Annotated in this window: 18 protein-coding genes; 5 read left to right on the top strand and 13 right to left on the bottom strand. The window is 62.7% G+C overall.

All coding sequences use genetic code 11. The features are described 5' to 3' along the window. Positions 1–54 precede the first annotated feature (54 nt). Together HX803_RS08515 and HX803_RS08510 are read right to left on the bottom strand one after the other, a co-directional pair. A complete protein-coding gene (locus tag HX803_RS08515) occupies positions 55–894 on the bottom strand; it encodes a LysR family transcriptional regulator (RefSeq protein ID WP_178920006.1) in 840 nt (279 codons plus the stop codon). 16 nt (positions 895–910) lie between these two features. Then, positions 911–3,175 carry a heavy metal translocating P-type ATPase gene (locus tag HX803_RS08510; protein ID WP_178920005.1) on the bottom strand — a complete coding sequence of 755 codons (2,265 nt, stop codon included), beginning with the start codon at positions 3,173–3,175 and terminating at the stop codon, positions 911–913. Positions 3,176–3,260: 85 nt separating this feature from the next. On the opposite strand from HX803_RS08510, the gene cadR reads away from it, so the two are divergent. Then, positions 3,261–3,701, top strand: a complete 441-nt coding sequence (cadR, locus tag HX803_RS08505; RefSeq protein ID WP_178920004.1) for a Cd(II)/Pb(II)-responsive transcriptional regulator — start codon at positions 3,261–3,263, stop codon at positions 3,699–3,701. 144 nt (positions 3,702–3,845) lie between these two features. Here the strand turns inward: cadR and HX803_RS08500 are convergent, their stop codons facing one another. From HX803_RS08500 to HX803_RS08460, 9 genes are all read right to left on the bottom strand, one after another. After that, positions 3,846–5,366: an aldehyde dehydrogenase (NADP(+)) gene (locus HX803_RS08500; RefSeq protein WP_178920003.1), complete on the bottom strand. Its 1,521-nt coding sequence runs from the start codon at positions 5,364–5,366 to the stop codon at positions 3,846–3,848. Positions 5,367–5,391: 25 nt separating this feature from the next. Beyond that, complete coding sequence (locus HX803_RS08495; protein ID WP_178920002.1) at positions 5,392–6,390, bottom strand: ABC transporter permease; 999 nt, start codon at positions 6,388–6,390, stop codon at positions 5,392–5,394. Between the two features lie 26 nt (positions 6,391–6,416). Further along, positions 6,417–7,925 carry a sugar ABC transporter ATP-binding protein gene (locus HX803_RS08490; RefSeq protein ID WP_256732829.1) on the bottom strand — a complete coding sequence of 503 codons (1,509 nt, stop codon included), beginning with the start codon at positions 7,923–7,925 and terminating at the stop codon, positions 6,417–6,419. A gap of 71 nt (positions 7,926–7,996) precedes the next feature. Next, a complete protein-coding gene (locus HX803_RS08485) occupies positions 7,997–9,085 on the bottom strand; it encodes a sugar ABC transporter substrate-binding protein (RefSeq protein WP_016972997.1) in 1,089 nt (362 codons plus the stop codon). Positions 9,086–9,173: 88 nt separating this feature from the next. Next, on the bottom strand, positions 9,174–9,884 hold the full coding sequence (gene rpiA, locus HX803_RS08480) for a ribose 5-phosphate isomerase A (protein WP_178920000.1): 711 nt from the start codon (positions 9,882–9,884) through the stop codon (positions 9,174–9,176). Positions 9,885–9,906: 22 nt separating this feature from the next. Beyond that, positions 9,907–10,746, bottom strand: coding sequence for a MurR/RpiR family transcriptional regulator (locus tag HX803_RS08475; RefSeq protein WP_178919999.1), 840 nt, complete (start codon positions 10,744–10,746; stop codon positions 9,907–9,909). Further along, positions 10,743–11,417: an HAD family hydrolase gene (locus HX803_RS08470; protein ID WP_178919998.1), complete on the bottom strand. Its 675-nt coding sequence runs from the start codon at positions 11,415–11,417 to the stop codon at positions 10,743–10,745. Before HX803_RS08470 ends, HX803_RS08475 begins: the two co-directional genes overlap by 4 nt. Positions 11,418–11,427: 10 nt before the next feature. Next, positions 11,428–12,927 (bottom strand): xylulokinase, encoded by a 1,500-nt coding sequence (xylB, locus tag HX803_RS08465; protein WP_178919997.1) that lies wholly within the window; start codon positions 12,925–12,927, stop codon positions 11,428–11,430. 3 nt (positions 12,928–12,930) lie between these two features. Next, the gene (locus tag HX803_RS08460; RefSeq protein WP_178919996.1) at positions 12,931–14,415 is read right to left on the bottom strand and encodes an aldehyde dehydrogenase; all 1,485 of its coding nucleotides are present in this window, start codon (positions 14,413–14,415) and stop codon (positions 12,931–12,933) included. 288 nt (positions 14,416–14,703) lie between these two features. Between HX803_RS08460 and HX803_RS08455 the strand changes: the two genes are divergently transcribed. The 3 genes from HX803_RS08455 (at position 14,704) to HX803_RS08445 (ending at position 18,044) form a co-directional block, all read left to right on the top strand. Then, positions 14,704–15,846, top strand: a complete 1,143-nt coding sequence (locus tag HX803_RS08455; protein ID WP_178919995.1) for a fumarylacetoacetate hydrolase family protein — start codon at positions 14,704–14,706, stop codon at positions 15,844–15,846. Then, a complete protein-coding gene (locus tag HX803_RS08450) occupies positions 15,843–16,799 on the top strand; it encodes a C-terminal binding protein (protein WP_178919994.1) in 957 nt (318 codons plus the stop codon). Before HX803_RS08455 ends, HX803_RS08450 begins: the two co-directional genes overlap by 4 nt. A gap of 483 nt (positions 16,800–17,282) precedes the next feature. After that, entirely contained in the window at positions 17,283–18,044 is a 762-nt protein-coding gene (locus HX803_RS08445) for an SDR family NAD(P)-dependent oxidoreductase (protein WP_178919993.1), read from the top strand. A gap of 3 nt (positions 18,045–18,047) precedes the next feature. On the opposite strand, the gene HX803_RS08440 is transcribed toward HX803_RS08445, so the two are convergent. Then, complete coding sequence (locus tag HX803_RS08440; RefSeq protein ID WP_176996808.1) at positions 18,048–18,881, bottom strand: thymidylate synthase; 834 nt, start codon at positions 18,879–18,881, stop codon at positions 18,048–18,050. Positions 18,882–18,932: 51 nt separating this feature from the next. After that, a complete protein-coding gene (gene lgt / locus HX803_RS08435) occupies positions 18,933–19,745 on the bottom strand; it encodes a prolipoprotein diacylglyceryl transferase (RefSeq protein ID WP_176996809.1) in 813 nt (270 codons plus the stop codon). A 214-nt stretch (positions 19,746–19,959) separates the two neighbouring features. On the opposite strand from lgt, the gene HX803_RS08430 reads away from it, so the two are divergent. Further along, complete coding sequence (locus HX803_RS08430; protein WP_178919992.1) at positions 19,960–20,706, top strand: NRDE family protein; 747 nt, start codon at positions 19,960–19,962, stop codon at positions 20,704–20,706. Positions 20,707–20,796: the final 90 nt, after the last annotated feature.

Genomic DNA, 20,796 nt, shown 5'->3' with positions numbered 1-20,796 from the left:
GATGTGGCAGGAAGGCAAAATGGGGCGATAGTGGTATTGGTAGATTTGGGTTGTCTAGGCGGACGTCATCGCCGGCAACCGTGCGCCTTTGCGCTCCTTGAGGCAGTACAGATACTCCGGAATCTGCGGCGCATGCTCGATGGTCAGCACCCGCAACTGCGGGTCATGGGGCACTTCCTGGCGTGCAATGATGCTGATGCCGATATTGCGCAGCACCGCCTCGCGGATCGACTCGCGGCTGCCGATCTCCAGCAGCGGCCCATAACTCACACCGGCGCCCTGCAACATTTCTTCGGTCAGTCGTCGCGTGGTGGAGCCGGCCTCGCGCATCAACAAGGTGTGCCCGGCCAACGCACTGAGCGGCACATGGTCGAGCTTGGCCAGCGGGTGGTTGCGATGCACCGCCAGCACCAGCGGGTCGGTGCCGAGCACGCGGCGGATCAGACGCGGGTCTTCGAGCAATTGTGAGGAGGCGGCGACGTCGACGCGGTAATCGTCCAGTGCTTCGAGGACCTGCTGTGAGTTGCCGATCTCCACCGATACCTCCACGTGGGGCAGGCGTTCGCGGAAGGCTTTGACCAGGTCGAGGATGTAATACGGCGCCGTCGCGGCAATCCTCAATGCGCCCTGCACCTGGCCGGTGTTGCGCAGGAAAAACTCGATATCCGCTTCCTGCTGCAACAACGTCTTGACCATCGGCAGCAGCCGCGCACCGTCGTCACTGACGGTGAGGCGGCGCCCGCCACGGTAGAACAGCTCAACGCCGTATTGGCTTTCCAGGTTGCGGATCTGGGTGGTGACCGTGGGCTGGCTCAAGCCGAGTTTTTTCGCCGCCTGGGTGATGCTGCCCAGGCGCGCGACCATGAAAAAAGCCTTCAGCTCGGCACTCAGCACACCACCCTCTCATCGTTTATTTGCGCAACAGGCGCAGGCCATTGAACACCACCAGCAGGCTCACGCCCATGTCGGCGAACACCGCCATCCACATAGTGGCCATGCCCAGGAAGGTGACCGCCAGGAAGATCGCCTTGATCACCAGCGCCAGGGCGATGTTTTGCTTGAGGATACTCGACGTTTGCCGCGAGAGCCGAATGAAAGCCGGAATCTTGCGCAAATCATCGTCCATCAACGCCACGTCGGCGGTCTCGATGGCGGTGTCGGTGCCCGCCGCGGCCATGGCAAAGCCGATCTCGGAACGGGCCAGGGCCGGCGCGTCGTTGATGCCGTCGCCGACCATGCCCACGCGGTGGCCTTGGCCGTAGAGGGTTTCAATGGCTTGCAGTTTGTCGGTGGGCAACAGATCGCCCTGGGCCTGATCGATGCCGACCTGGGCTCCAATTGCCTGGGCAGTGTGGGTGTTGTCGCCGGTGAGCATCAGGGTCTTGATGCCCAATTCATGCAATTGCTGGATGGCTTCGCGGCTGCTGTCTTTGACGGTGTCGGCCACGGCGAACAGCGCCATCGGGCCGGACTTGTCGAGCAGCAACACCACGGACTTGCCTTGTTTTTCCAGGGCGAAGAGTTTTTCTTCCAGGGCCGGCGAGCACAGGCCGAGGTCTTCCACCAGGCGATGGTTGCCCAGGTGGTAGGTCTGGCCATTGATATCGCCGCGCACACCCCGCCCGGCCAGGGCTTCAAAGTTATCCACAACGTGCGTCGGCAGGTTTTTATCCACAGCCGCGTTGGCGATGGCCAGGGACACCGGGTGGTCGGACCGCCCGGCCAAACTGGCGGCCAGGGCCGGCGCGCTGCCCTCGACGTTGGGGAACAGTGGCAAGTAGTCGGTTTGCACCGGCTTGCCGTGGGTGATGGTGCCGGTCTTGTCGAGGGCCAGATAATCAAGCTTGTAACCGCCCTCCAGGTACACGCCGCCCTTGATCAGAATGCCTTTGCGCGCCGCTGCCGCAAGACCGCTGACGATGGTCACCGGGGTGGAAATCACCAGTGCACAAGGGCACGCGACCACCAGCAGCACGAGGGCGCGGTAGATCCAGTCAAACCAGGCGCCGGCCATGAACAGCGGCGGGATCACTGCCACGCCCAGGGCAAACAGGAACACGGCCGGGGTGTAGACCTTCGAGAAGCTGTCGACAAAGCGCTGGGTCGGCGCCCTTGCGCCTTGGGCCTGCTCCACGGCGTGGATGATGCGCGCCAGGGTGGAGTTGTTGGCCGCAGCCGTCACCTCGTATTCCAGGGAGCCGGCCTGGTTGATGGTGCCGGCGAAGACTTTATCGCCCACGGTCTTTTCAATCGGCAGGCTTTCGCCGGTGATCGGCGCCTGGTCGATGGTGGACTGGCCAGCGGTGACTTCACCGTCCAGGCCGATGCGTTCGCCGGGTTTTACCCTCACGATCGCGCCAATCTCAATACTTTTGACGTCCTGTTCAGCCCACGAACCGTCCGCCTGCCGAACTGTGGCCTGCTCGGGTGTCATCTGCATCAAGCCGCTGATGGCGTTGCGTGCACGGTCCAGGGACTTGGCTTCGATCAGCTCGGCCACGGTAAACAGGAACATCACCATGGCCGCTTCCGGCCACTGGCCAATCAGCACGGCGCCGGTGACGGCGATGCTCATCAGGGCATTGATGTTCAGGTTGAGGTTTTTCAGGGCGATCCAGCCCTTTTTGTAGGTGGTGAGACCGCCGCTGAGGATCGACACCAGCGCCACCACTGCAATCACCCATGTCGGCGCGGCGTTGGTGAAGTGCAGCACTTCGGCGCCTAACGCGCCGACGCCAGACACCGCCAGCGGCCACCCGTGTTTCTTGGCAGGCGGCTCGGCGGCCGGGGTGCCTTCCTCGATAGGGTCAGCCTGCATGCCGAGGGATTTGATCGCGTCGATGATCGGCGCTGTAGTCGGCAGGTCATGGGTGACGCCGAGGATGCGGTTGATCAGGTTGAATTCCAGTTGCTGCACGCCGGCCAGCTTGCCCAGTTTGTTCTGGATCAGCGTCTGCTCGGTGGGGCAGTCCATGGCTTCGATGCGGAAGGTGCTCAGGCGCGAGCCGGCGGTGGGGGCTTCGCTCAGCTGCACCACCGCAGGGGCTGGCGTGCCGGAACAGCAGGAACCGCCGTGGCCATGGTTGTGCACAGGCGTGAGTTTCTTCGGGGCATGATCGTGGTCATGGTCATGACCGTGGTCGTGCTTGTGTGGGGTGTGGAGGGAATCGCTCATTCTGTCGCGTCCGTAAAGGTGCCTGTTGCCAAGTAAAGACCCTGTAGCCACTATAGGGTCAAGCACCCATTTGGAGATTGCTGCGATGAAGATCGGCGAACTGGCCAAACTGACCGACTGTCAGGTGGAAACCATCCGGTATTACGAGAAAGAAGGCCTGCTGCCACCGCCAGCCCGCACAGACGCCAACTACCGCGTGTACACCCAGGCGCACACCGAACGGCTGATCTTTATCCGCAACTGCCGCAGCCTCGACATGACCCTGGAAGAAATCCGCAGCCTGCTGGGCCTGCGCGACAGCCCCCAGGACCAGTGCGAAAGCGTGAATGCGTTGATCGACGAGCACATCCACCACGTGAAAGCGCGGATTGATGGGCTGCTGGCGTTGCAGGAACAATTGCTCGACCTGCGCCAACGCTGCGGCGGCGGGCCGGAATGCGGGATTCTGCAGCGTCTGGAAGTCAGCGGGAGTGTCGCGGCCAGCGAGGCCGAGCACTCACATGTGGGCCGTAGCCACGGGCACTAACCCAGATGGATGGCGCCCCACAGGGGACTTGTGCAGCGACGGAGATCCACTGTAGGAGCTGGCTTGCCTGCGATGGCGACGGCACAGCCAATAGAGAGGTCGCCTGACCCACCGCTATCGCCGGCAAGCCAGCTCCCACAGTGATTAGTGTTGCTGCAAGTCTTCGGGCAATAGAGCCTCGGGGATGTTCTGGTAACTCACCGGCCGCAGGAACCGGCGGATCGCCATCGTGCCCACCGACGTCGCGCCAAAGTTGGTCGACGCCGGATACGGCCCGCCATGCACCATGGCCTCGCTCACTTCCACACCGGTCGGGAAGCCATTGGCAAGAATGCGCCCGGCCTTGCGCTCCAGAATCGGCAGCAAGCGGCTGACCTCGGCGCTGTCCGCTGCATCCAGATGAACCGTGCAAGTCAGCTGGCCTTCCAGCGAACGCGCAACCTCCAGCATCTCCTCGCCATCCTTGACCGTCACCACCAGCCCCAACGGGCCGAACACTTCATGACCCAATGACGCATTGGCCAGCCATTCGCGGCCCGTGGTGGCGAACAGATACGGCATCGCCTGGCGCGGCTCGCAGGTGTTGGACAGCACTTCACGCACACCCACGGCATTGGCCACACGTTCACGGCCATCGCGATACGCGGCGGCAATGCCTTCGGTCAGCATCACCTGGGCGCCGACCGGCGCCAACGCGGTGACCGCCGCGTCGATAAACGCATTGGCCGCCTCACCTTCAGCCAACACCGCCACGCCAGGGTTGGTGCAGAACTGCCCCGCGCCCATGGTCAATGAACCGGCCCAACCCTTGGCAATCTCCACCCCGCGCGCTGCCACCGCATGGGGCATCAGGAACATCGGGTTCACCGAACCCAACTCGCCAAAAAACGGAATCGGCTCGAATCGCTTGGCACACAGATCAAACAACGCCCTGCCCGCCCCCAGCGAACCGGTGAAACCCACCGCCTTGATCAGCGGATGCTGCACCAGCCGTTGCCCCACCGCCCGCGAACCGCCGTGCACCAGGCTGAAGACGCCCGGGTGAACGTCGCACTGCTTGATCGCCGCATGAATCGCCTCGGCCACGATCTCGCTGGTGCCAGGGTGCGCCTCGTGCCCCTTCACCACCACCGGGCAACCGGCAGCCAACGCCGACGCCACGTCACCGCCTGCGGTGGAAAACGCCAGCGGGAAGTTCGACGCCCCAAACACCGCCACCGGCCCGATCGGGCGCTGGATCAAGCGAATGTCCGGGCGCGGCAGCGGCTGGCGATCGGGCAACGGCACATCGCGGCGACGGTCCAGGTAATCCCCCGCCAGAATATGCGACGCAAACAATCGCAACTGCCCCACGGTGCGCCCACGCTCACCTTGCAAGCGCCCTTCCGGCAGGCCGGTTTCCAGCGCGCCCACGGTGGTGATGATCGCGGCACGCGCTTCGATTTCATCAGCGATGGCGTTCAACAATTCGGCCCGCGCCTCCCGGCTCGAATAACCGAAGCTCCAGAACGCCGCTTCCGCTGCCTCGCAGGCGCGGTTCACCAGTTCGATGCTGCCTGCCGAAAACCACTGGGCCGGGCCCTGGGTCGGTGCGTTGGAAAAGGTGCTGTCGCCGGCGACCCAAACGCCTGCGATCAGGTGCTTGCCGTGGGGTGTAAAAGACATGGGCGTTTCCCGAAGTTGAAATGGATTAACCGAAATAGCGCACGCGGATAGCGTCAATGGCCACGGCGATAAAGATCATCACGCCACCGATCATGCCGACATAAAACGACGGCACATTCACAATCGCCAGGCCGACCTGGATCACCGTCAGCAACAATACGCCGCCCAGTACGCCTTTGACGTTACCGCGCCCGCCGAACACGCTGACGCCACCGATGATCGGCGCGGCAATCGCATACAACAGGTAGCTGGAACCCTGGCTGGAGGTGATCGCCATCTGCCAGGACGCCAGCAGAAAGCCCGCCGCCGCCGCGAGAAAACCGGAGATGGTGTAGGTGATGATCTTGACCCGGTCCACGCGGATACCCGCCGAGTTCGACGCAATCGGGTTGCCGCCCACTGCGTAGATCGAGCGACCCAGCACCGTGCGGCGCAGCACCACGCCCATTACCACCAGCGCGACCAGGAACACCACCGGCATCAGCGGCCAGCCACCGAGGGTGACTTGGCCGATCCAGATGTAGCCGTCAGCCATGTTGGTCAGCGTGGTGCCCTGGGTCAGCGCCAGCAGCGCGCCTTGCAGAATGATCATCATCGCCAGGGTTTCGATCAGCGAGACCATTTTCAGCCGGGTGATGCACAGCCCGTTGAAGAAGCCGATCGCAGTGCCCACCAGCAAGCCGATGATCACGGCCAGGTACCACGGCAACCCCCAGCTGGAATAGGCCAGTGCGCCCACCGCCGAAGAGAACCCGGCATTGGCCGGGATCGACAAATCGATCTCCGCCACCAGCAACGGCAGCGCCACCGCGAGCCCCAACATACCGAGCACCGTGGCTTGCACCATCACGTTCTGCAGGTTGAACAGGGTGAAGAAGAATTCGTTGAACAGGCCGAAGCCCGCCACCAGCGCGATCAGCCAGATCCACACCACGTTGTGCAGCACCCAGCCCAGCACGGCCGGGCCGTTGATTTTGGTTGCGGCAGGCGCTACCCCGTTGCCGGGTTTCACTAAAGTACTCATACCCGTGTCTCCACTCTTTTTCTTATTCAACTGCTGGATCCTTGTACGGATGCGCGGATGCGCTCGACGCTGATGTCCTCTCCCGTCAATGTTTCCTTGATCGTGCCCTGATCGAAGATGCACACCCGGTCCACCGCGCGCACCAGTTCATCGGTGTCGCTGGACACGATGATTACCGCCACGCCGGCATCACTGAGTTCGTCGATGATGCGCAACACGTCCTGCTTCACGCCCATGTCGATACCCCGCGTTGGCTCGTCCACCATCAACAGGCGTGGCTGGGTCGCCAGCACCCGGCCCAGGCAGACCTTTTGCTGGTTGCCGCCGCTGAGGGTGTTCACCGAGTAGTCCGGATTGGGCGATTTCACGCCCATCGCCGCGAAGTAGTGATTGATCACCGAGGCTTCGGCGTCGGCGTCGATAAACCCCAACCGGCTGCGCGTGGCGAGGGACGACATGGCGATGTTGCTGCCAATCGACATCTGCCCCACGGCGCCGTCCTTGCGGCGGTCGTCGGAGAGGTAGGCAATGCCCGCCTCGAACGCCGCATTGGGGGAACGTGGCAGTGGGCGCACGTCTTCGCCGTTCATCGCCAGGGTGCCGATGGCCGGGTGCAGGCCGAAAATCGCCCGGGCCATTTCCTTCGCGCCGGCACCGGGCAACCCGGTAAACCCGACCACCTCACCTGGCGCGATGTCCAGGCTGTCGAGCGCCAACCACTTGCCACGCACACCGCGCAGGGAAATCGCCGGCGCCTTGCCGTTGTGGTCACGGCGCTTGCGCTGGAACAGCTGCACGCCGTGGCCGATCACCAGTTCGGTGAGCTGCTCGGAGGTCAGCCCGGTGATGTCCGAACGCGTACCCGCCAGGGCGCCGTCGCGCAGCACGGTGACCGCGTCGCAGATTTCGAGGATCTCGTCGTTGTAGTGGGAGATGAAGATGAAGGTCACGCCCTCGCCTTTGAGGCGCAGCATGAAGTCGAACAACTGGCGCCGGTCGACCACGGTCAGTGACGCGGTTGGCTCATCGAGGATGATGACCTTGCCTCCGGAAAACATCGCCCGCAGGATGTTCAGCTTGCGCCGCGCCACGGCGTCGAGCTGACCCGCGAGCGCCTTGGGGTCGATGCCGGAGCCGTCGAGCATGCGCGCCGCGTCCGCGTTCAACTGCTTCCAATCGACCAGGCCATTGCGCGTCGGCCAGATACCGAGCATCAGGTTTTCCGCGGCGGTGAGGTTGCCGATGATCATCGGCTCCTGGGTCACCAGGAACACCCCGGCCTGCTCCATCACCTTGACGTCCACCTGCTTGAGCGGCTGCCCGTTCATGAGGATCTGCCCGGAGGTGGGGATGACCTGCCCGGAAATAATCCCCACCAGCGTGGATTTGCCCGCACCGTTTTCCCCCAGCAGCCCATGGATCGAGCCGCGACGGATTTGCGTGGTCACCCCGCGCAAGGCGCGGACCGGGCCATAGCTTTTGGCGACATTCTCGATGCTCAGGATCGTGTCGTCGGGCGTTGGGTGTAAGGTCATTTTGTTGTTCTCACCATCACCTTGTCGGATAAACATCGCGCCAGCCGTTGCTCACGCCGCGCGACGGCCCATCACTTGGAGGCCACGCCCCACACCTTCTCCGCGACGTAGCCCCAGTGGCGTTTATCGTCGGCGTTTTCAGGGGTGATCATGAACGCCGGGATCACCAGCGCCGGGCCCGTCTTGCCCTGCACGATCTCGCCGGTTTCCCAGAAATAATCCTTGTTCTGGTAGGTACCCAGCGGCACGGCCTGGCCGTTGAGGGCGTACTTGGTGATCATTTCCACGGCGATCTGGCCGTAGGCAACCGGGTCCTGGGACACGCAGCCGTCCATGTAGCCGTCCTTGATCCAGTCCAGCGCCACGGGTTCGCCGTCGATATTGATGAAGATGACGTGGCCTTTTTCGCCGACTTTTTTCCAGCGGTCCTTCTGCTTCAGCGCGGCGGCGATCCCCCGTGACGGCGAATCCGACGGGGCGTGCACGGCGTCCAGGTCAGGGAACTCCGAGAGGGTCGAGAGCGTGACCGACTGCATCTTGTCCAACTGGCCTTCGGTGGGCCGTGCGAGGTATTTGATCTCGGGGTATTTGGCGAATACCGAGTCCATGCCCTCTTTGCGCAGGCGCCACGCCACCGAGGCCAGGGCGCCGAAGCAGTTGAGCACGGTGCCTTTGGGGCTGCCGTATTTGGCCACCAGGCGTTTGACGATTTCTTCAGCGGCCATCACGCCGCCCTTGAAGTTGTCGAAGCTCACGGTGATCGCCACGTCGCCGCCGTCGGCCGGGGTGTCGATAATGCCCACCGGGATCTTGCGTTGGTTATAGCGCTTGATCGCCGAAACGATGGCCTGGCTGTCGATGGGGTCGGAGATGATCGCCGACGGCTGGGACAGCATCAGGCTTTGCCATTGGCCCAGCTGGGTGGTGGTGTCGAAGCTGGCATTGGTCGCCTGGAACTTGCCGGACTGGGCCAGCACCGCACGCTTGACCGACTCTTCCTGGATCACGAAGAAGTAGTAATCCAGGCTCTTGTTCGAATAGGCCACCGACAGCGGGGTCTGCGCCATGGCCGTGCGCCCCAGCAGCGAACCCAGCCCCAGTACCACACCGCCTGCCAGGACACTGCGGCGGCTCACGCTCGAAAAATCGACTTTTTTCATGGAAGTGACTCCGACTTATTATTGTTGGTTGAGTACGTCTTTCCTTTCTTCACGCGTCGTGCGGTATAGCTCCAGACAAATCGGGAAATCAGCGCATCTGTACGTAGGACGTGCCGTCAAAACAGCCCACTACCATGCCCACCGCTTCGCGGGTGAACAGGCCGTTTTCCACCACGCCCGGGATTCGGTTCAGCTCGATTTCCAGGGGCGCCGGGTCGGTGAGCACCGGGCCGCAATGGCAGTCGAGAATGAAGTTGCCGCTGTCGGTCACCACAGTCTCGCCGTTGCGTTCGCGGCGGATGATCTGCACCTCGCGGATGCCATGTTCGGCCAGCACGCGCTGGACCAGGCGCTCGGTCTGCTTCCAGCCGAACTGCACCACTTCCACCGGCAGCGGGAAGGCGCCCAGGCGGTCGACGATCTTGGTTTCGTCGGTCACGCAGATCATGCGTTTGGAGGCGTGGGCGATGATCTTTTCCCACAGCAGGCAAGCGCCGCCGCCCTTGATCATGTTGAACTGGCGGTCGATCTCGTCGGGGCCATCGACGGTCAGGTCCAGCTCGCCGATCTCGTTGGGGTCGGTGATTTCGATGCCGACTTCCCGCGCCACGTCATTGGTGGAGCGCGAGGTGGTGGTGCAGGTCAGTTTCAAGCCGTTGGCCACGTGCTTGCCCAGCTCGCGAACGAAGAAATGCGAGGTGGTCCCGGAGCCCAGGCCCAGCTGCATGCCATCGCGCACAAATTCCTCGATCACCCGGCGGGCGGCGACCTTCTTGGCTTCGTTCTGTTGATTACTCATTACCTGCTCCACGGATCGGTGTTTAAATTTTGTCGGTACGCCAGGAATCGAGAGCGGTCAGTTGATCGGGGAACTGACTGCCGCTGGCGATGGCAATCGCCGCCACCAGCATGTTGGTGACCAAATGGTGGTTGAGCCGTGATGCCAAGGGCGTCATCAGCTCGGTGTGTTCGTAGGGCTTCACGGCGATCAGCACGTCCGAGACTTTCGCCAGCGGGCTGTCATCGGCGGCAATCGACACCACCTTGGCCCCGGCTTTGCGCGCGGCAATGGCCATGTCGACCATCTGCCGGGTGTGCCCCGACTGCGAAAAGATCAGCGCGACTTCACCGCTGCGTGCGCCTTCGGCGTGCATTTCCTGGCGCTTGCCGCCGAGCAAGGCCTGACAGCGCATGCCCAGGCGCTGGAACTTGTGCTCGGCGTCCAGCGCGTTGACCACCGAAATGCCGGTGGCGTAGATGCCTACCCAGCTCGCGGCCTGCAACAGCTGCGCGGCCTCGGCGACTTTTTCCGGTTTCAGGTCTTCTTCCAAACGCTGGATCGCGTTCAACGAATTGCGGCAGGTCTTGCGCACAATGTTGTCGATGCTGTCATCCGGGATGATCTGCTCGTAGGCAAACGGCGCCGACGGCACCAGGCTCTGCACCAGGTGCAGCTTCAATTCCTGATAGCTCTCGAAACCGAAACGCCGGCAGAAACGCATCACGGTCGGGTCGCTGACCGAACAGGTTTCCGACAACTTGGCCATGCTCATCTGCAGCACTTTGGACGGTGATGTGGAGACGAAATTGGCCACCCGGCGCTCGGCGCGGTGCATGTTCTTGCTTTCATCAATAATGCGTTGCAGCAAACTGTCGCTCATATCCGCTCCTTGGCGATTGGTGGGCTGCGTTGTAACAGATCAGCCAAACGGTTCAAGCGCTGCGCCGGGGAAATCTCCACCAGTGGGCCACCGCCCCACGGCACCACAAAAAACATGACACCAGCGGCCTGCGCGGTTTGCTGGTCAACCCGGGTATCGCCCACATAGGCCCAAGTGTGGTCGGCCAGCGCCATGGCATCGGCCACGGCAAGCAAGTGGCCGGGGTCCGGTTTGCAGGCCGGCACGGCGTCGGCGCCAATCGCGGCATCGAACAGATCCGCCAGGCCCAGTTGCTGCAGCACCTTGCCGGTGACGGCGTGGTTCTTGTTGGTGCAGATGCCCAGGCGGATACCGGCTTCGCGCAGCGCCACCAGGTCTTCGCGCACATGGGGGTAGAACCGCGTGCGCCCGGCCGGGTCGTCCATATAGGCCTGCAAGTAGCCTTCAAACGCGCGCTGCACCTGGGCCTCGGTGTAGGGAATATCCAGGTCTTCGAGGATGTCGACGATCAAGCGCCGAGGCCCGTTGCCCAGGAATGTCTCCACGTGGTCCGGGGCCAGTTCCGGCCAGCCGTTGAGCGTGAAGCCAACATTCAGGGCCTTCGCGATATCGCAGGCGCTGTCGATCAGCGTCCCGTCGAGATCAAAAATCAGCGCGTTATAGACGGCCATGAAAAGACTCCTAATCGAAAAGAGGGGCGCCGAGCTCAACAAAGGTTTCCCTGAGCGTCGGGTACAAATGGCGATAGATGCGATGGGCCTGAGCGTGAACCTCGGCCGTGGCGCCGTCTGGCGCCTGGCGGGTCATTGCACGGCAGCTGGCGGCGGCACTCGCTGCGTCGGGCCATACGTTGACCGCCAGCCCGGCCACCAGCGCCGCGCCGAATGCTGCCCCCTCGGCCGCGCCTTCGGTGGTCACCACGTCGCAGCCGAAAATATCTGCCTGCAACTGGCGCCACAGCACCGAGCGCGCACCGCCACCAGACGCCTTGATCACCTGCCCGGCAATGCCCAGCGGGCGCATCAACGCGTACATATCGGCGAGGGCATAGACCGAGCCTTCCATCACGGCGCGGGCCATATCACCGCGTTGATGGCGACCGGTGAGGCCGATAAAGGCAGCCCGCAGAACCGGGTCCGGATAAGGGCAGCGTTCGCCATTGAGGTAGGGCAAAAACAGCAGGCCATGGGCGCCGGGCGGGCTGTCGGCAGCTTCGGCAGCGATCTGCTCGAAGGGCACGCCGGCGCAGAAGGTGTCGCGAAACCAGTTCATCGAACCACCGGCGTTCAGCGACACGCCCATGCAATGCCACTTGTCGGCGGCGACGTTGCAGAAGATCTGCAGGCGGCCGTCCGGGTTGTCCTGGGGGGTGTCCAGCGCCGCCGCGAGGATGCCGGCGGTGCCGATGGTGGTTTGCAATTCGCCCGGCGCAATCACACCGGAGCCGAGGGTCTGGATCACCGAATCACCACCGCCACCCGCCACGGGCGTGCCCACGGGCAGGCCAAACAGCTGGGCGCCCTGGGCGCTGACCCGGCCGGAAATCACTTGGGATTCAAACACCGGTGGCAACAACGCGGGGTCAATCCCCAACGTCTCGACCAGCCCCGTCGCCCACTGCCGCGAGCGCACATTGAACAGGCCGGTCCCCGACGCATCGGACACTTCGCTGGCGACTTCACCGGTCAGGCGCAGGCGCAAATAGTCCTTAGGGTTGAGCACCGTGGCCAGGCGTGCGAACAGCTCGGGTTCATGGCGCTGCATCCACACGATCTTGCCGCCGGTGTAACCCACCAGCATGCGGTTGTCGGTGGCCGCCAGCAGGCCTTCAAGGCCACCGGCTGCCTGGGTGATCCACTCGCATTCGGCGGCGTTGCGCTGGTCGTTCCACAGGATCGCCGGGCGCAGGACGTTGTGTGTGGCGTCCAACGGCACCAGCCCGTGCATCTGGCCGGACAAACCCACCGCCAGCAATTCCACGCCGGGCGCCTTGGCCAGTACCCCGGCAATCGCACGGCGGGCGCCATCGATCCACAGTTCAGGGTCTTGTTCGGTCCAGCCGGGCCGCGGTTGGGACAGCGGATACGTCGCCGTGTCGGCGGCAATCACCGCGCCATGGGCGTCCAGCAGCAACGCCTTGCACCCGGAGGTGCCGATGTCGATACCAATAAGGGCCTGCATGGCTCAATTCCCGACGCCGTGGTGCAGGCGCACATGCTTGAAGTTGAAGTACTCCAGCAACCCTTCGCGCCCGTGCTCGTAACCCACGCCACTCTGTTTGCGGCCGCCATAGGGCGCATTCATGATCCCGGCGTCGACGTTATTGATCGCCACGTTGCCGTAGTCGAGTTGAGCCGACAGGGTGTGGATGTCCACCAGGTCCCGGGCGTACACATACGCGGCCAGCCCGTAAGGCGTGTCGTTGGCCAGGTGCACGGCTTCGGCCAGGTCATCGAAGGGCGCGACACCCACCAGCGGGCCGAAGGTTTCTTCGCTCATGACCAGCATCTGGTGGGTACAGTCGGCGACCACGGTGGGGCGGAAGAAATGCCCGTGGGCGAACTCCTCGCCTTCGGGCGCCTTACCGCCAGCGACCAGACGTGCGCCTTTGGCCAGTGCGTCTTCAAGGTGGGCGCGGGTTTTGTTCAGGGGCTCAGCGGAGGCCATGGCGCCCAAATCGGCGCCGGGGTTTTCCAGGCCGTTGCGCACCGTCAGCGCCTCGGCGGCGGCGCCCAGCTGGGTGACGAATGTTTCGTAGATCGAACGGTGCACATAGATGCGGTTGATCGCGATGCAGATCTGCCCGCAGTTACGGAAGCTGCGGCGCGTGGCGCCTTTGACGGCAGCGGCGATATCCGCGCTGGCGGTGACCACCATCGGGCAGTTGCCACCCAGTTCCAGGGACAGGCGCTTGACCTGCGGGCAACTGCGCTGGATATGCAGGCCCACGGCACTGGAACCGGTAAACGCGACTTTGCTGACGTCCGGGTGTTCGACCAGCGCCTGGCCGACCACCGAACCCTTGCCGGTCAACACATTGACCACGCCTGCGGGGATCCCGGCTTCGATGCATTTTTGCGCAATGGCCAGCGCGGTGAACGGCGTCAGCTCGGCAGGCTTGATCACGATGGTGCAACCAGCGGCCAGGCTCGCACAGAGCTTCCAGCCGACCAGCTCGGCCGGGTAGTTCCACGGCGTAATCGCAGCGACGACGCCAATCGGCTCGCGCACCACCAGGCTCTGGAAACCCGGTTGGTCGTTGGGCACGATCTCGCCGTGCACGCGGGTGGCTTCTTCTGCATAGAAGTGGCAGGCCTCGGCGAGCTTGAGCACTTCGCCACGGGCTTCATTGACGGGCTTGCCCTGCTCGGCGGTCATCACCTGTGCCAGGGTCTGCGCATCGGCGGCGATCAAGTCGCCCAAACGATGCAAGGCGCTGGCGCGGGTTTTCGGCAGTTCGCGGGACCACAGTAGAAAGGCACGGCGTGCAGCGGCCACGGTCTCGTTGATTTCTTGCGGCGTGGCAGCGGCGATATGCCCCAGCACCTCACCGGTCGCCGGGTTCTCCACCGGCAACTGAGCGCCGGCGCCTTTGCGCAGCTGACCCTCGATAAACAAAGCGCCTTGCAGCGCGGCAATCGTGTCGCCGTGAATCTTATTGTTATGCATCGAACTGCTCCGTCACCGGTCTTGGCGGTTGAACCACTCGCTTAATTCGAAAATATAGTATTGCTAGCTTTTTGCAATAGCCTGGCGAAAATTCACTCAACTTCGTTTTGCACCAAAACTGCTCACGAACGGCTGAAACACTTAATATTCGCCTTATTTTTCAGCAAATTAGTCTTAAAACGCGGTTTTTATCGCGAAAAATGCAGTTTCTTTCATACGAGAGCGCTTGACCGTGCTTAAAATCGAAACGTAGCATTACTAGATATCAAACAATAAAGGATCACCCTCATGCTGCCCATCTCACTCAAGCACGCCAAATTGGTCGGTCGGGTCTGGCTTCCCGGCAAGGGCCCCAGCGTGGTGATCCTGCGCGAAAACGTGCTGATCGACGTCACGCCGTCCGTGGTCTCCATGGCCGATTTTCTCGACAACAACCCTGCCGAACGCTTCGACACCCTGGCCGGTGAGCCGGTGGGCGACCTCGCAGACTTGATCCTTGAGCCTTCCGAGATGGGCTATCACTCGGACCGCCCTTGCCTGCTGGCACCGTGCGATTTCCAGGCGCTCAAGGCCTGCGGCGTGACCTTTGCCAGAAGTATGGTCGAACGCGTGATTGATGAGCGCACGGCGGGCGATCCCGGCCGGGCCAATGAACTGCGCGCGCTGATCGGTTCGTTGATCGGCGACAGCCTGTCCAATGTGCAGGCCGGTTCCGCCAAGGCGGCCGAGATCAAGGCTGCGCTGATAGCCGAAGGCCTGTGGTCGCAATACCTGGAAGTGGGCATCGGCCCGGACGCCGAGGTGTTCACCAAATCCCAGCCCATGGCGGCAGTCGGTTACGGCGCACAGGTGGGCATCAACCGTATTTCCGAGTGGAACAACCCCGAGCCCGAAGTGGTGCTGGCGGTGGACAGCCAGGGCAATATCCGTGGCGCCACCCTGGGCAATGACGTGAACCTGCGCGACGTGGAAGGCCGCTCGGCGCTGCTGCTGGGCAAGGCCAAGGACAACAACGCCTCGTGCTCCATCGGGCCGTTTATTCGCCTGTTCGACGAGCACTTCACCCTGACCGACATTGAAAACGCGACCCTCACCCTGTCGGTCAGCGGCCTCGACGGTTTTGAAATGTCCGGCGGTTCGAACATGGCCGAGATCAGCCGCAAGCCGGCGAACCTGGTCGAGCAGACCCGCAACAATTCGCACCAGTACCCGGACGGCTTCATGCTGTTCCTCGGCACCATGTTTGCGCCGACCCAGGACCGCGAGAAAAAGGGCTCGGGCTTTACCCATAAGGCCGGCGACCTGGTGGAAATTTCCACGCCGCTGCTGGGCACCTTGCGCAATACCGTCGTGTACTCCGACGAAGCCGCGCCCTGGACCTTCGGCACCCGCGCACTCATGCGCAACCTGGCAAAACGGGGGCTGCTATGAGCCAGAAGTTGGTCGTGACTGACCAGGCGTTTGGCAACACACGCCATGAACAGGCCGCCGCCGCACTGGTCGGCGCGCAGTTTTCCGAGCACCAATGCCGCAGCGAAGACGAAACCCTGGAAGCGGTACGCGGCGCCCATGCGGTGATCAACAACTTCGCGCCGATGACCCATCGCGTGATGGCGGCCATGGCGCCGGGCGCGGTGGTGGTGCGCTACGGCGTCGGCGTGGATAACGTCGACCTCGCGGCGGCCAAGGAACTGGGGATTCGCGTGTGCAACGTGCCGGACTACGGCGTCGAAGAGGTGGCCGACCATGCTGCCGCGATGACCCTGGCCCTGGCGCGCAAGCTCGATCATTACGGCACCGGTATTCGCAACGGCGAGTGGAAGATCGCGCAGATGGTCGACGGTGTGCGCTCCCTGCGTGACACCACGGTTGGCCTTATTGGCTTGGGCCGCATTGCCCGCGCCTTTGCGTCACGCATGACGGCGTTTGGCTGCACGATTGTGGGTTATGACCCGTACGTGACCAACCAGCAGGCGCGGGAGTCGGGGATCGAGCCGATGTCGCGGGCCGAGGTGATTGCTTGCGCCAACGTGCTGTCGCTGCATGTGCCGCTGACGCCCGAGACGCGCCATGTGATCGATGCCGATGCCATCGCGCAGATGCCCAGGGGGGCTATTCTGATCAACTGCTCCCGGGGTGGTTTGATCGATGAAACAGCCCTGGCCCAGGCGCTGGTCAGCGGGCAGTTGTCGGGGGCGGGGTTGGATGTGTTCGAGAAGGAGCCGTTGCCGGCGGATTCGCCGTTGCGCAGTGCGCCGCATTTATTGGTGTCGCCGCATGCGGCGTTTTTTTCTGATGCGTCGGTGGATGCGTTGCAGCGGTTGGCCAGTGAGGAAGCCTTGCGCGGGTTACGCGGAGAAGCGTTGCGCTGTGCGTTGACTTGAGCTGAATCAGGGCAGGCAGCTGGCTCGGATTGGATTAGCTTGGCTCACCGCATTCTAAATGTGGGAGCTGGCTTGCCTGCGATGGCGGTTTGTCTGGGTACATATCCGTTATTGGGATTACGGCCTCTATTGGTTCCGCTCTTACAGCGGGTCACTTTTGAACAGCCGGAATGCCGGCCCAGCCAAAAGTAACCAAAAGGCTCTTGCCCCACCACTCGGCACCTCGCTTAAGCTCGGTGTGCCCGTAATCCGACAGTGATTTGGGGGGCCGCCGCCACGCGCCATCCATGGCGCGGGGCGGCTAAACCGGCATCCCTGCCGGTTTACCCCCCAAATCAATATCGAATTCCGGCCAGCGTGGTTAACGGGGCGCCTAGGATCAAGATCAAGATCAACAGCAGAACAAAAGCAGAGCAAAAGCAGAGCAAAAGCAGAGCAAAAGCGGGTGTTTGGCTGGCTTCCATTTGTGGTGAGGGACGCGGGATGAATTATTCGGAAAAACAGGCGCTGAACGGCAAGCTGGCGTTGGTGACGGGGGCCGGTCAAGGCATTGGGGCGGCGATCGCTGAAGCCTTGGCGGCGACGGGTGCGGAGGTGATTTGCACCGATATCCTGCAGGCTCGGGCCTTGGCGACGGCACAGCAGTTGATCGAAAAAGGCTACGCCGCGCGGGCGCAAGTGCTGGATGTGACGAACAGCGCCGCGATCAATGCGTTGGCGACGTCGCTGCCGCCGCTGGATGTGCTGGTGTGCAACGCTGGCATTGTCACCAACACGCCGGCCGAGGAGATGACTGACGAGGAGTGGGACAAGGTCATCACCGTCAACCTGACCGGCGTGTTTCGTACCTGTCGGGGTTTTGGCCGGCGCATGCTGGAGGCCGGGCGCGGCTCGGTGATCAATATCGGGTCGATGTCGGGGCAGGTGGTCAACGTGCCGCAGCCGCAATGCCACTACAACGCGTCAAAGGCGGGTGTGCATCAACTGACTAAGTCATTGGCGGTGGAGTGGGCAACGCGCGGGGTGCGGGTGAACGCGGTGGCGCCGACGTATATCGAAACACCGCTGCTGCATGGGCTGGAAAGCCAGCCGGGGTTGATCCAGCGCTGGCTGGACATGACCCCCGCCGGGCGCATGGGGCAGCCTCATGAGGTCGCGTCGCTGGTGCAGTTCCTGGCTTCCGATGCGTCGAGCCTGCTGACAGGCTCGATCATCAATGCGGATGCGGGCTACACCTGCATCTAGCCATCAGATAGCGACGTCGGCCTTGATGCTTGGGTCGGCGTCGTAGCCCACGATTTCAAAGTCTTCGAACTTGTAGTCGTAGATCGACGCCGGTTTGCGTTTGATCACCAGCTCCGGCAACTTCTTCGGCGTACGCGCCAGTTGGGTGCGGATCTGTTCCATGTGGTTGCTGTAGGCATGGGTGTCGCCGGTGGTGACGATGATCTCGTGAGGGATCAGGTCGCACTGCTGGGCCAGCATGTGGGTAAGCAACGCCAGGGCGGCGGTGTTGTACGGCAGGCCGAGGAAGACGTCAGAGCTGCGGATATACAACTGCATCGACAGGTGGCCGTCGTGCACAAACGCCTGGTACAGCAGGTGGCACGGCGGCAGGGCTTGTTTGCCGTCGAGCGCGTTTTGCTGCGGGCTCTTGGTTTCGTCGGGCAGGTACTCGACGTTCCAGCCGTGGAACAGGATGCGCCGGCTGTTGGGGTTGTTCTTCAACGTGTCGACCATGTAGTCGATCTGGTTGATCGTGCCGCCGTCCTTGGTCGGCCAGGCGGTCCACTGCTCGCCGTACACCGGGCCGAGGTCGCCATCTTCGGTGGCCCATTCGTCCCAGATACGCACACCGTTTTCGTTGAGCCACTTGATGTTGGTGTTGCCGCTCAACATCCAGATCAATTCGTTGGCGATGCTTTTGAAGTGAAGCTTCTTGGTGGTCAGCAGCGGGAAGCCGTCGGCCAAGTTATGCCGATACTGACGGGCAAACACGGCCTTGGTGCCGGTGCCGGTGCGATCGCCCTTGGTCAATCCATTGGTCACGACGTCGTTCAGTAGTTCGAGATATTGCTTCATGTGTGTACCTGTATCAAAGAAGCCGGGGCTCGCAAGCCCCGGCATTCGAATTTAAAGCGCGGCATTCTTCAACGGCTGCGGGCGATTGTACGCCCACCACAGCAGGCCCAGGCCACCCAGGATCATCGGCAGGCTGAGGATCTGCCCCATGGTCACCCAACCCCACGCCAGGTAGCCCAGCTGTGCATCCGGCACGCGGACGAACTCGACGATGAAGCGGAAGATCCCGTAGAACAGCGCGAACATGCCGGACACGGCCATGGTCGGACGCGGCTTGCGCGAGAAGATGTAGAGGATAAGGAACAGCGCCACGCCTTCCAACGCGAATTGGTAAAGCTGCGACGGGTGGCGCGGCAGTTGCGCCGGGTCGCTGAACGGCGGGAACACCATCGCCCACGGCACGTCGCTAGGCTTGCCCCACAGCTCGGCGTTGATGAAGTTGCCGATACGCCCGGCACCCAGGCCGATCGGCACGAACGGCGCGACGAAGTCCATCAGTTGGAAGAACGACTTGCCGTTGCGACGGCCGAACCACCAGGCGGCGATCATCACGCCGATAAACCCGCCGTGGAACGCCATGCCGCCCTTCCACACCTCGAAGATCAGCGTCGGGTTGGCGATGTAGGCCGACAAATCGTAAAACAGCACATACCCCAGGCGTCCGCCGACGATCACCCCCATCGACATCCAGAACACCATGTCGGAGAGTTTCTCCTTGGTCCAGGTCGGGTCGAAGCGGTTCAGGCGCCGGGAGGCCAGCACCCAGGCACCACCGATGCCGATCAGGTACATCAACCCGTACCAGTGGATTTTCAGCGGACCGATGGCCAAGGCCACCGGGTCGATCTGCGGGTAAGGCAGCATTGCGACTCCTCGTTAAATCATTTAGTCATGACGCACCGGACCATGCCGGTGTGCGATTAAGCCTGCGTTACAGCCGCTATTTCAAATTAAGAAGTTCACACGCACCGAATCGCTTGGCATGTTAACGGATGGAAGGCACGCGACCCAACTGGATACGATGGAACGCCTCCGCCCGAGTGGGTAGAGTGGCAAGAAACACAAAAGGGATCGCCTGATGTGCCTGATTGTTTTCGCCTGGCGGCCGGGCCACGCCCAGCCGCTGATCGTCGCGGCCAACCGTGATGAGTTCTACGCCCGCCCCAGCCTGCCCCTGGCCCAGTGGCCGGATGCGCCCGAGGTCTATGCCGGCCGCGACCAGGAAGCGGGCGGCACCTGGCTGGGGGTGAACGCCGACGGGCGTTTTGCTGCCCTGACCAACATCCGCAACCCGCACCAGCCGCCGGCACGCAAGTCCCGGGGGGAGCTGGTGGCGCGTTTTCTCAGCGGTTCGCTGCCCATTGATGAGTATTTGGCCGACGTTAACGGACGTTCCATTGAATATGCCGGGTTCAACCTGCTGGTGGGCACGCGGGATGAGCTGTGGCATTACAACGCCAATGACTCCGAGCCCACACGGTTGAAGGCCGGGGTTTATGGGCTGTCGAATGCGGGGCTGGATACGCCGTGGCCCAAGTTGCTCAAGGCCAAGGCGGCGTTGAACGCCGTGCTGGATGATCCGCAGCCGGAGGCTTTGCTGGATATTTTGAGTGACCCGCAGACGGCGCCGTTTGCTAACTTGCCGGATACCGGGGTGGGGTTGGCGACGGAAAGTCTGTTGTCGAGCGTGTTTATTGCCAGCCCCAGTTATGGGACGCGGGCCAGTACGGCGTTGATTGTGAATGCTGACGGGACGCGGCGGATGGTGGAGCACAGTTTCGGGCCGCATGGCGGGCGGCTTGGCGAGGTGGAACTGCATATTTGACAGCGCTTGGACCGGCCTCATCGCAGGCAAGCCAGCTCCCACAGTTCGAATGCATTTCAACTGTGGGAGCTGGCTTGCCTGCGATGGCCG

This window comes from Pseudomonas sp. P7548 (assembly GCF_013386585.1).
Classification (GTDB): Bacteria; Pseudomonadota; Gammaproteobacteria; order Pseudomonadales; family Pseudomonadaceae; genus Aquipseudomonas.
Note: the sequence above shows the minus strand (reverse complement) of the source record. Positions and strands in the feature narration are given on the sequence as shown.

What these genes read in the sequence shown, in the direction of transcription:
- HX803_RS08485 (WP_016972997.1), bottom strand. Translation starts at nt 9,085, where the DNA reads ATGAAAAAAGTCGATTTTTCGAGCGTGAGCCGCCGCAGTGTCCTGGCA.
- HX803_RS08470 (WP_178919998.1), bottom strand. Translation starts at nt 11,417, where the DNA reads ATGGCCGTCTATAACGCGCTGATTTTTGATCTCGACGGGACGCTGATC.
- HX803_RS08460 (WP_178919996.1), bottom strand. Translation starts at nt 14,415, where the DNA reads ATGCATAACAATAAGATTCACGGCGACACGATTGCCGCGCTGCAAGGC.
- HX803_RS08490 (WP_256732829.1), bottom strand. Translation starts at nt 7,925, where the DNA reads ATGACCTTACACCCAACGCCCGACGACACGATCCTGAGCATCGAGAAT.
- HX803_RS08475 (WP_178919999.1), bottom strand. Translation starts at nt 10,746, where the DNA reads ATGAGCGACAGTTTGCTGCAACGCATTATTGATGAAAGCAAGAACATG.
- HX803_RS08445 (WP_178919993.1), top strand. Translation starts at nt 17,283, where the DNA reads ATGAATTATTCGGAAAAACAGGCGCTGAACGGCAAGCTGGCGTTGGTG.
- HX803_RS08450 (WP_178919994.1), top strand. Translation starts at nt 15,843, where the DNA reads ATGAGCCAGAAGTTGGTCGTGACTGACCAGGCGTTTGGCAACACACGC.
- cadR (WP_178920004.1), top strand. Translation starts at nt 3,261, where the DNA reads ATGAAGATCGGCGAACTGGCCAAACTGACCGACTGTCAGGTGGAAACC.
- HX803_RS08495 (WP_178920002.1), bottom strand. Translation starts at nt 6,390, where the DNA reads ATGAGTACTTTAGTGAAACCCGGCAACGGGGTAGCGCCTGCCGCAACC.
- rpiA (WP_178920000.1), bottom strand. Translation starts at nt 9,884, where the DNA reads ATGAGTAATCAACAGAACGAAGCCAAGAAGGTCGCCGCCCGCCGGGTG.
- HX803_RS08440 (WP_176996808.1), bottom strand. Translation starts at nt 18,881, where the DNA reads ATGAAGCAATATCTCGAACTACTGAACGACGTCGTGACCAATGGATTG.
- HX803_RS08455 (WP_178919995.1), top strand. Translation starts at nt 14,704, where the DNA reads ATGCTGCCCATCTCACTCAAGCACGCCAAATTGGTCGGTCGGGTCTGG.
- lgt (WP_176996809.1), bottom strand. Translation starts at nt 19,745, where the DNA reads ATGCTGCCTTACCCGCAGATCGACCCGGTGGCCTTGGCCATCGGTCCG.
- xylB (WP_178919997.1), bottom strand. Translation starts at nt 12,927, where the DNA reads ATGCAGGCCCTTATTGGTATCGACATCGGCACCTCCGGGTGCAAGGCG.
- HX803_RS08510 (WP_178920005.1), bottom strand. Translation starts at nt 3,175, where the DNA reads ATGAGCGATTCCCTCCACACCCCACACAAGCACGACCACGGTCATGAC.
- HX803_RS08430 (WP_178919992.1), top strand. Translation starts at nt 19,960, where the DNA reads ATGTGCCTGATTGTTTTCGCCTGGCGGCCGGGCCACGCCCAGCCGCTG.
- HX803_RS08500 (WP_178920003.1), bottom strand. Translation starts at nt 5,366, where the DNA reads ATGTCTTTTACACCCCACGGCAAGCACCTGATCGCAGGCGTTTGGGTC.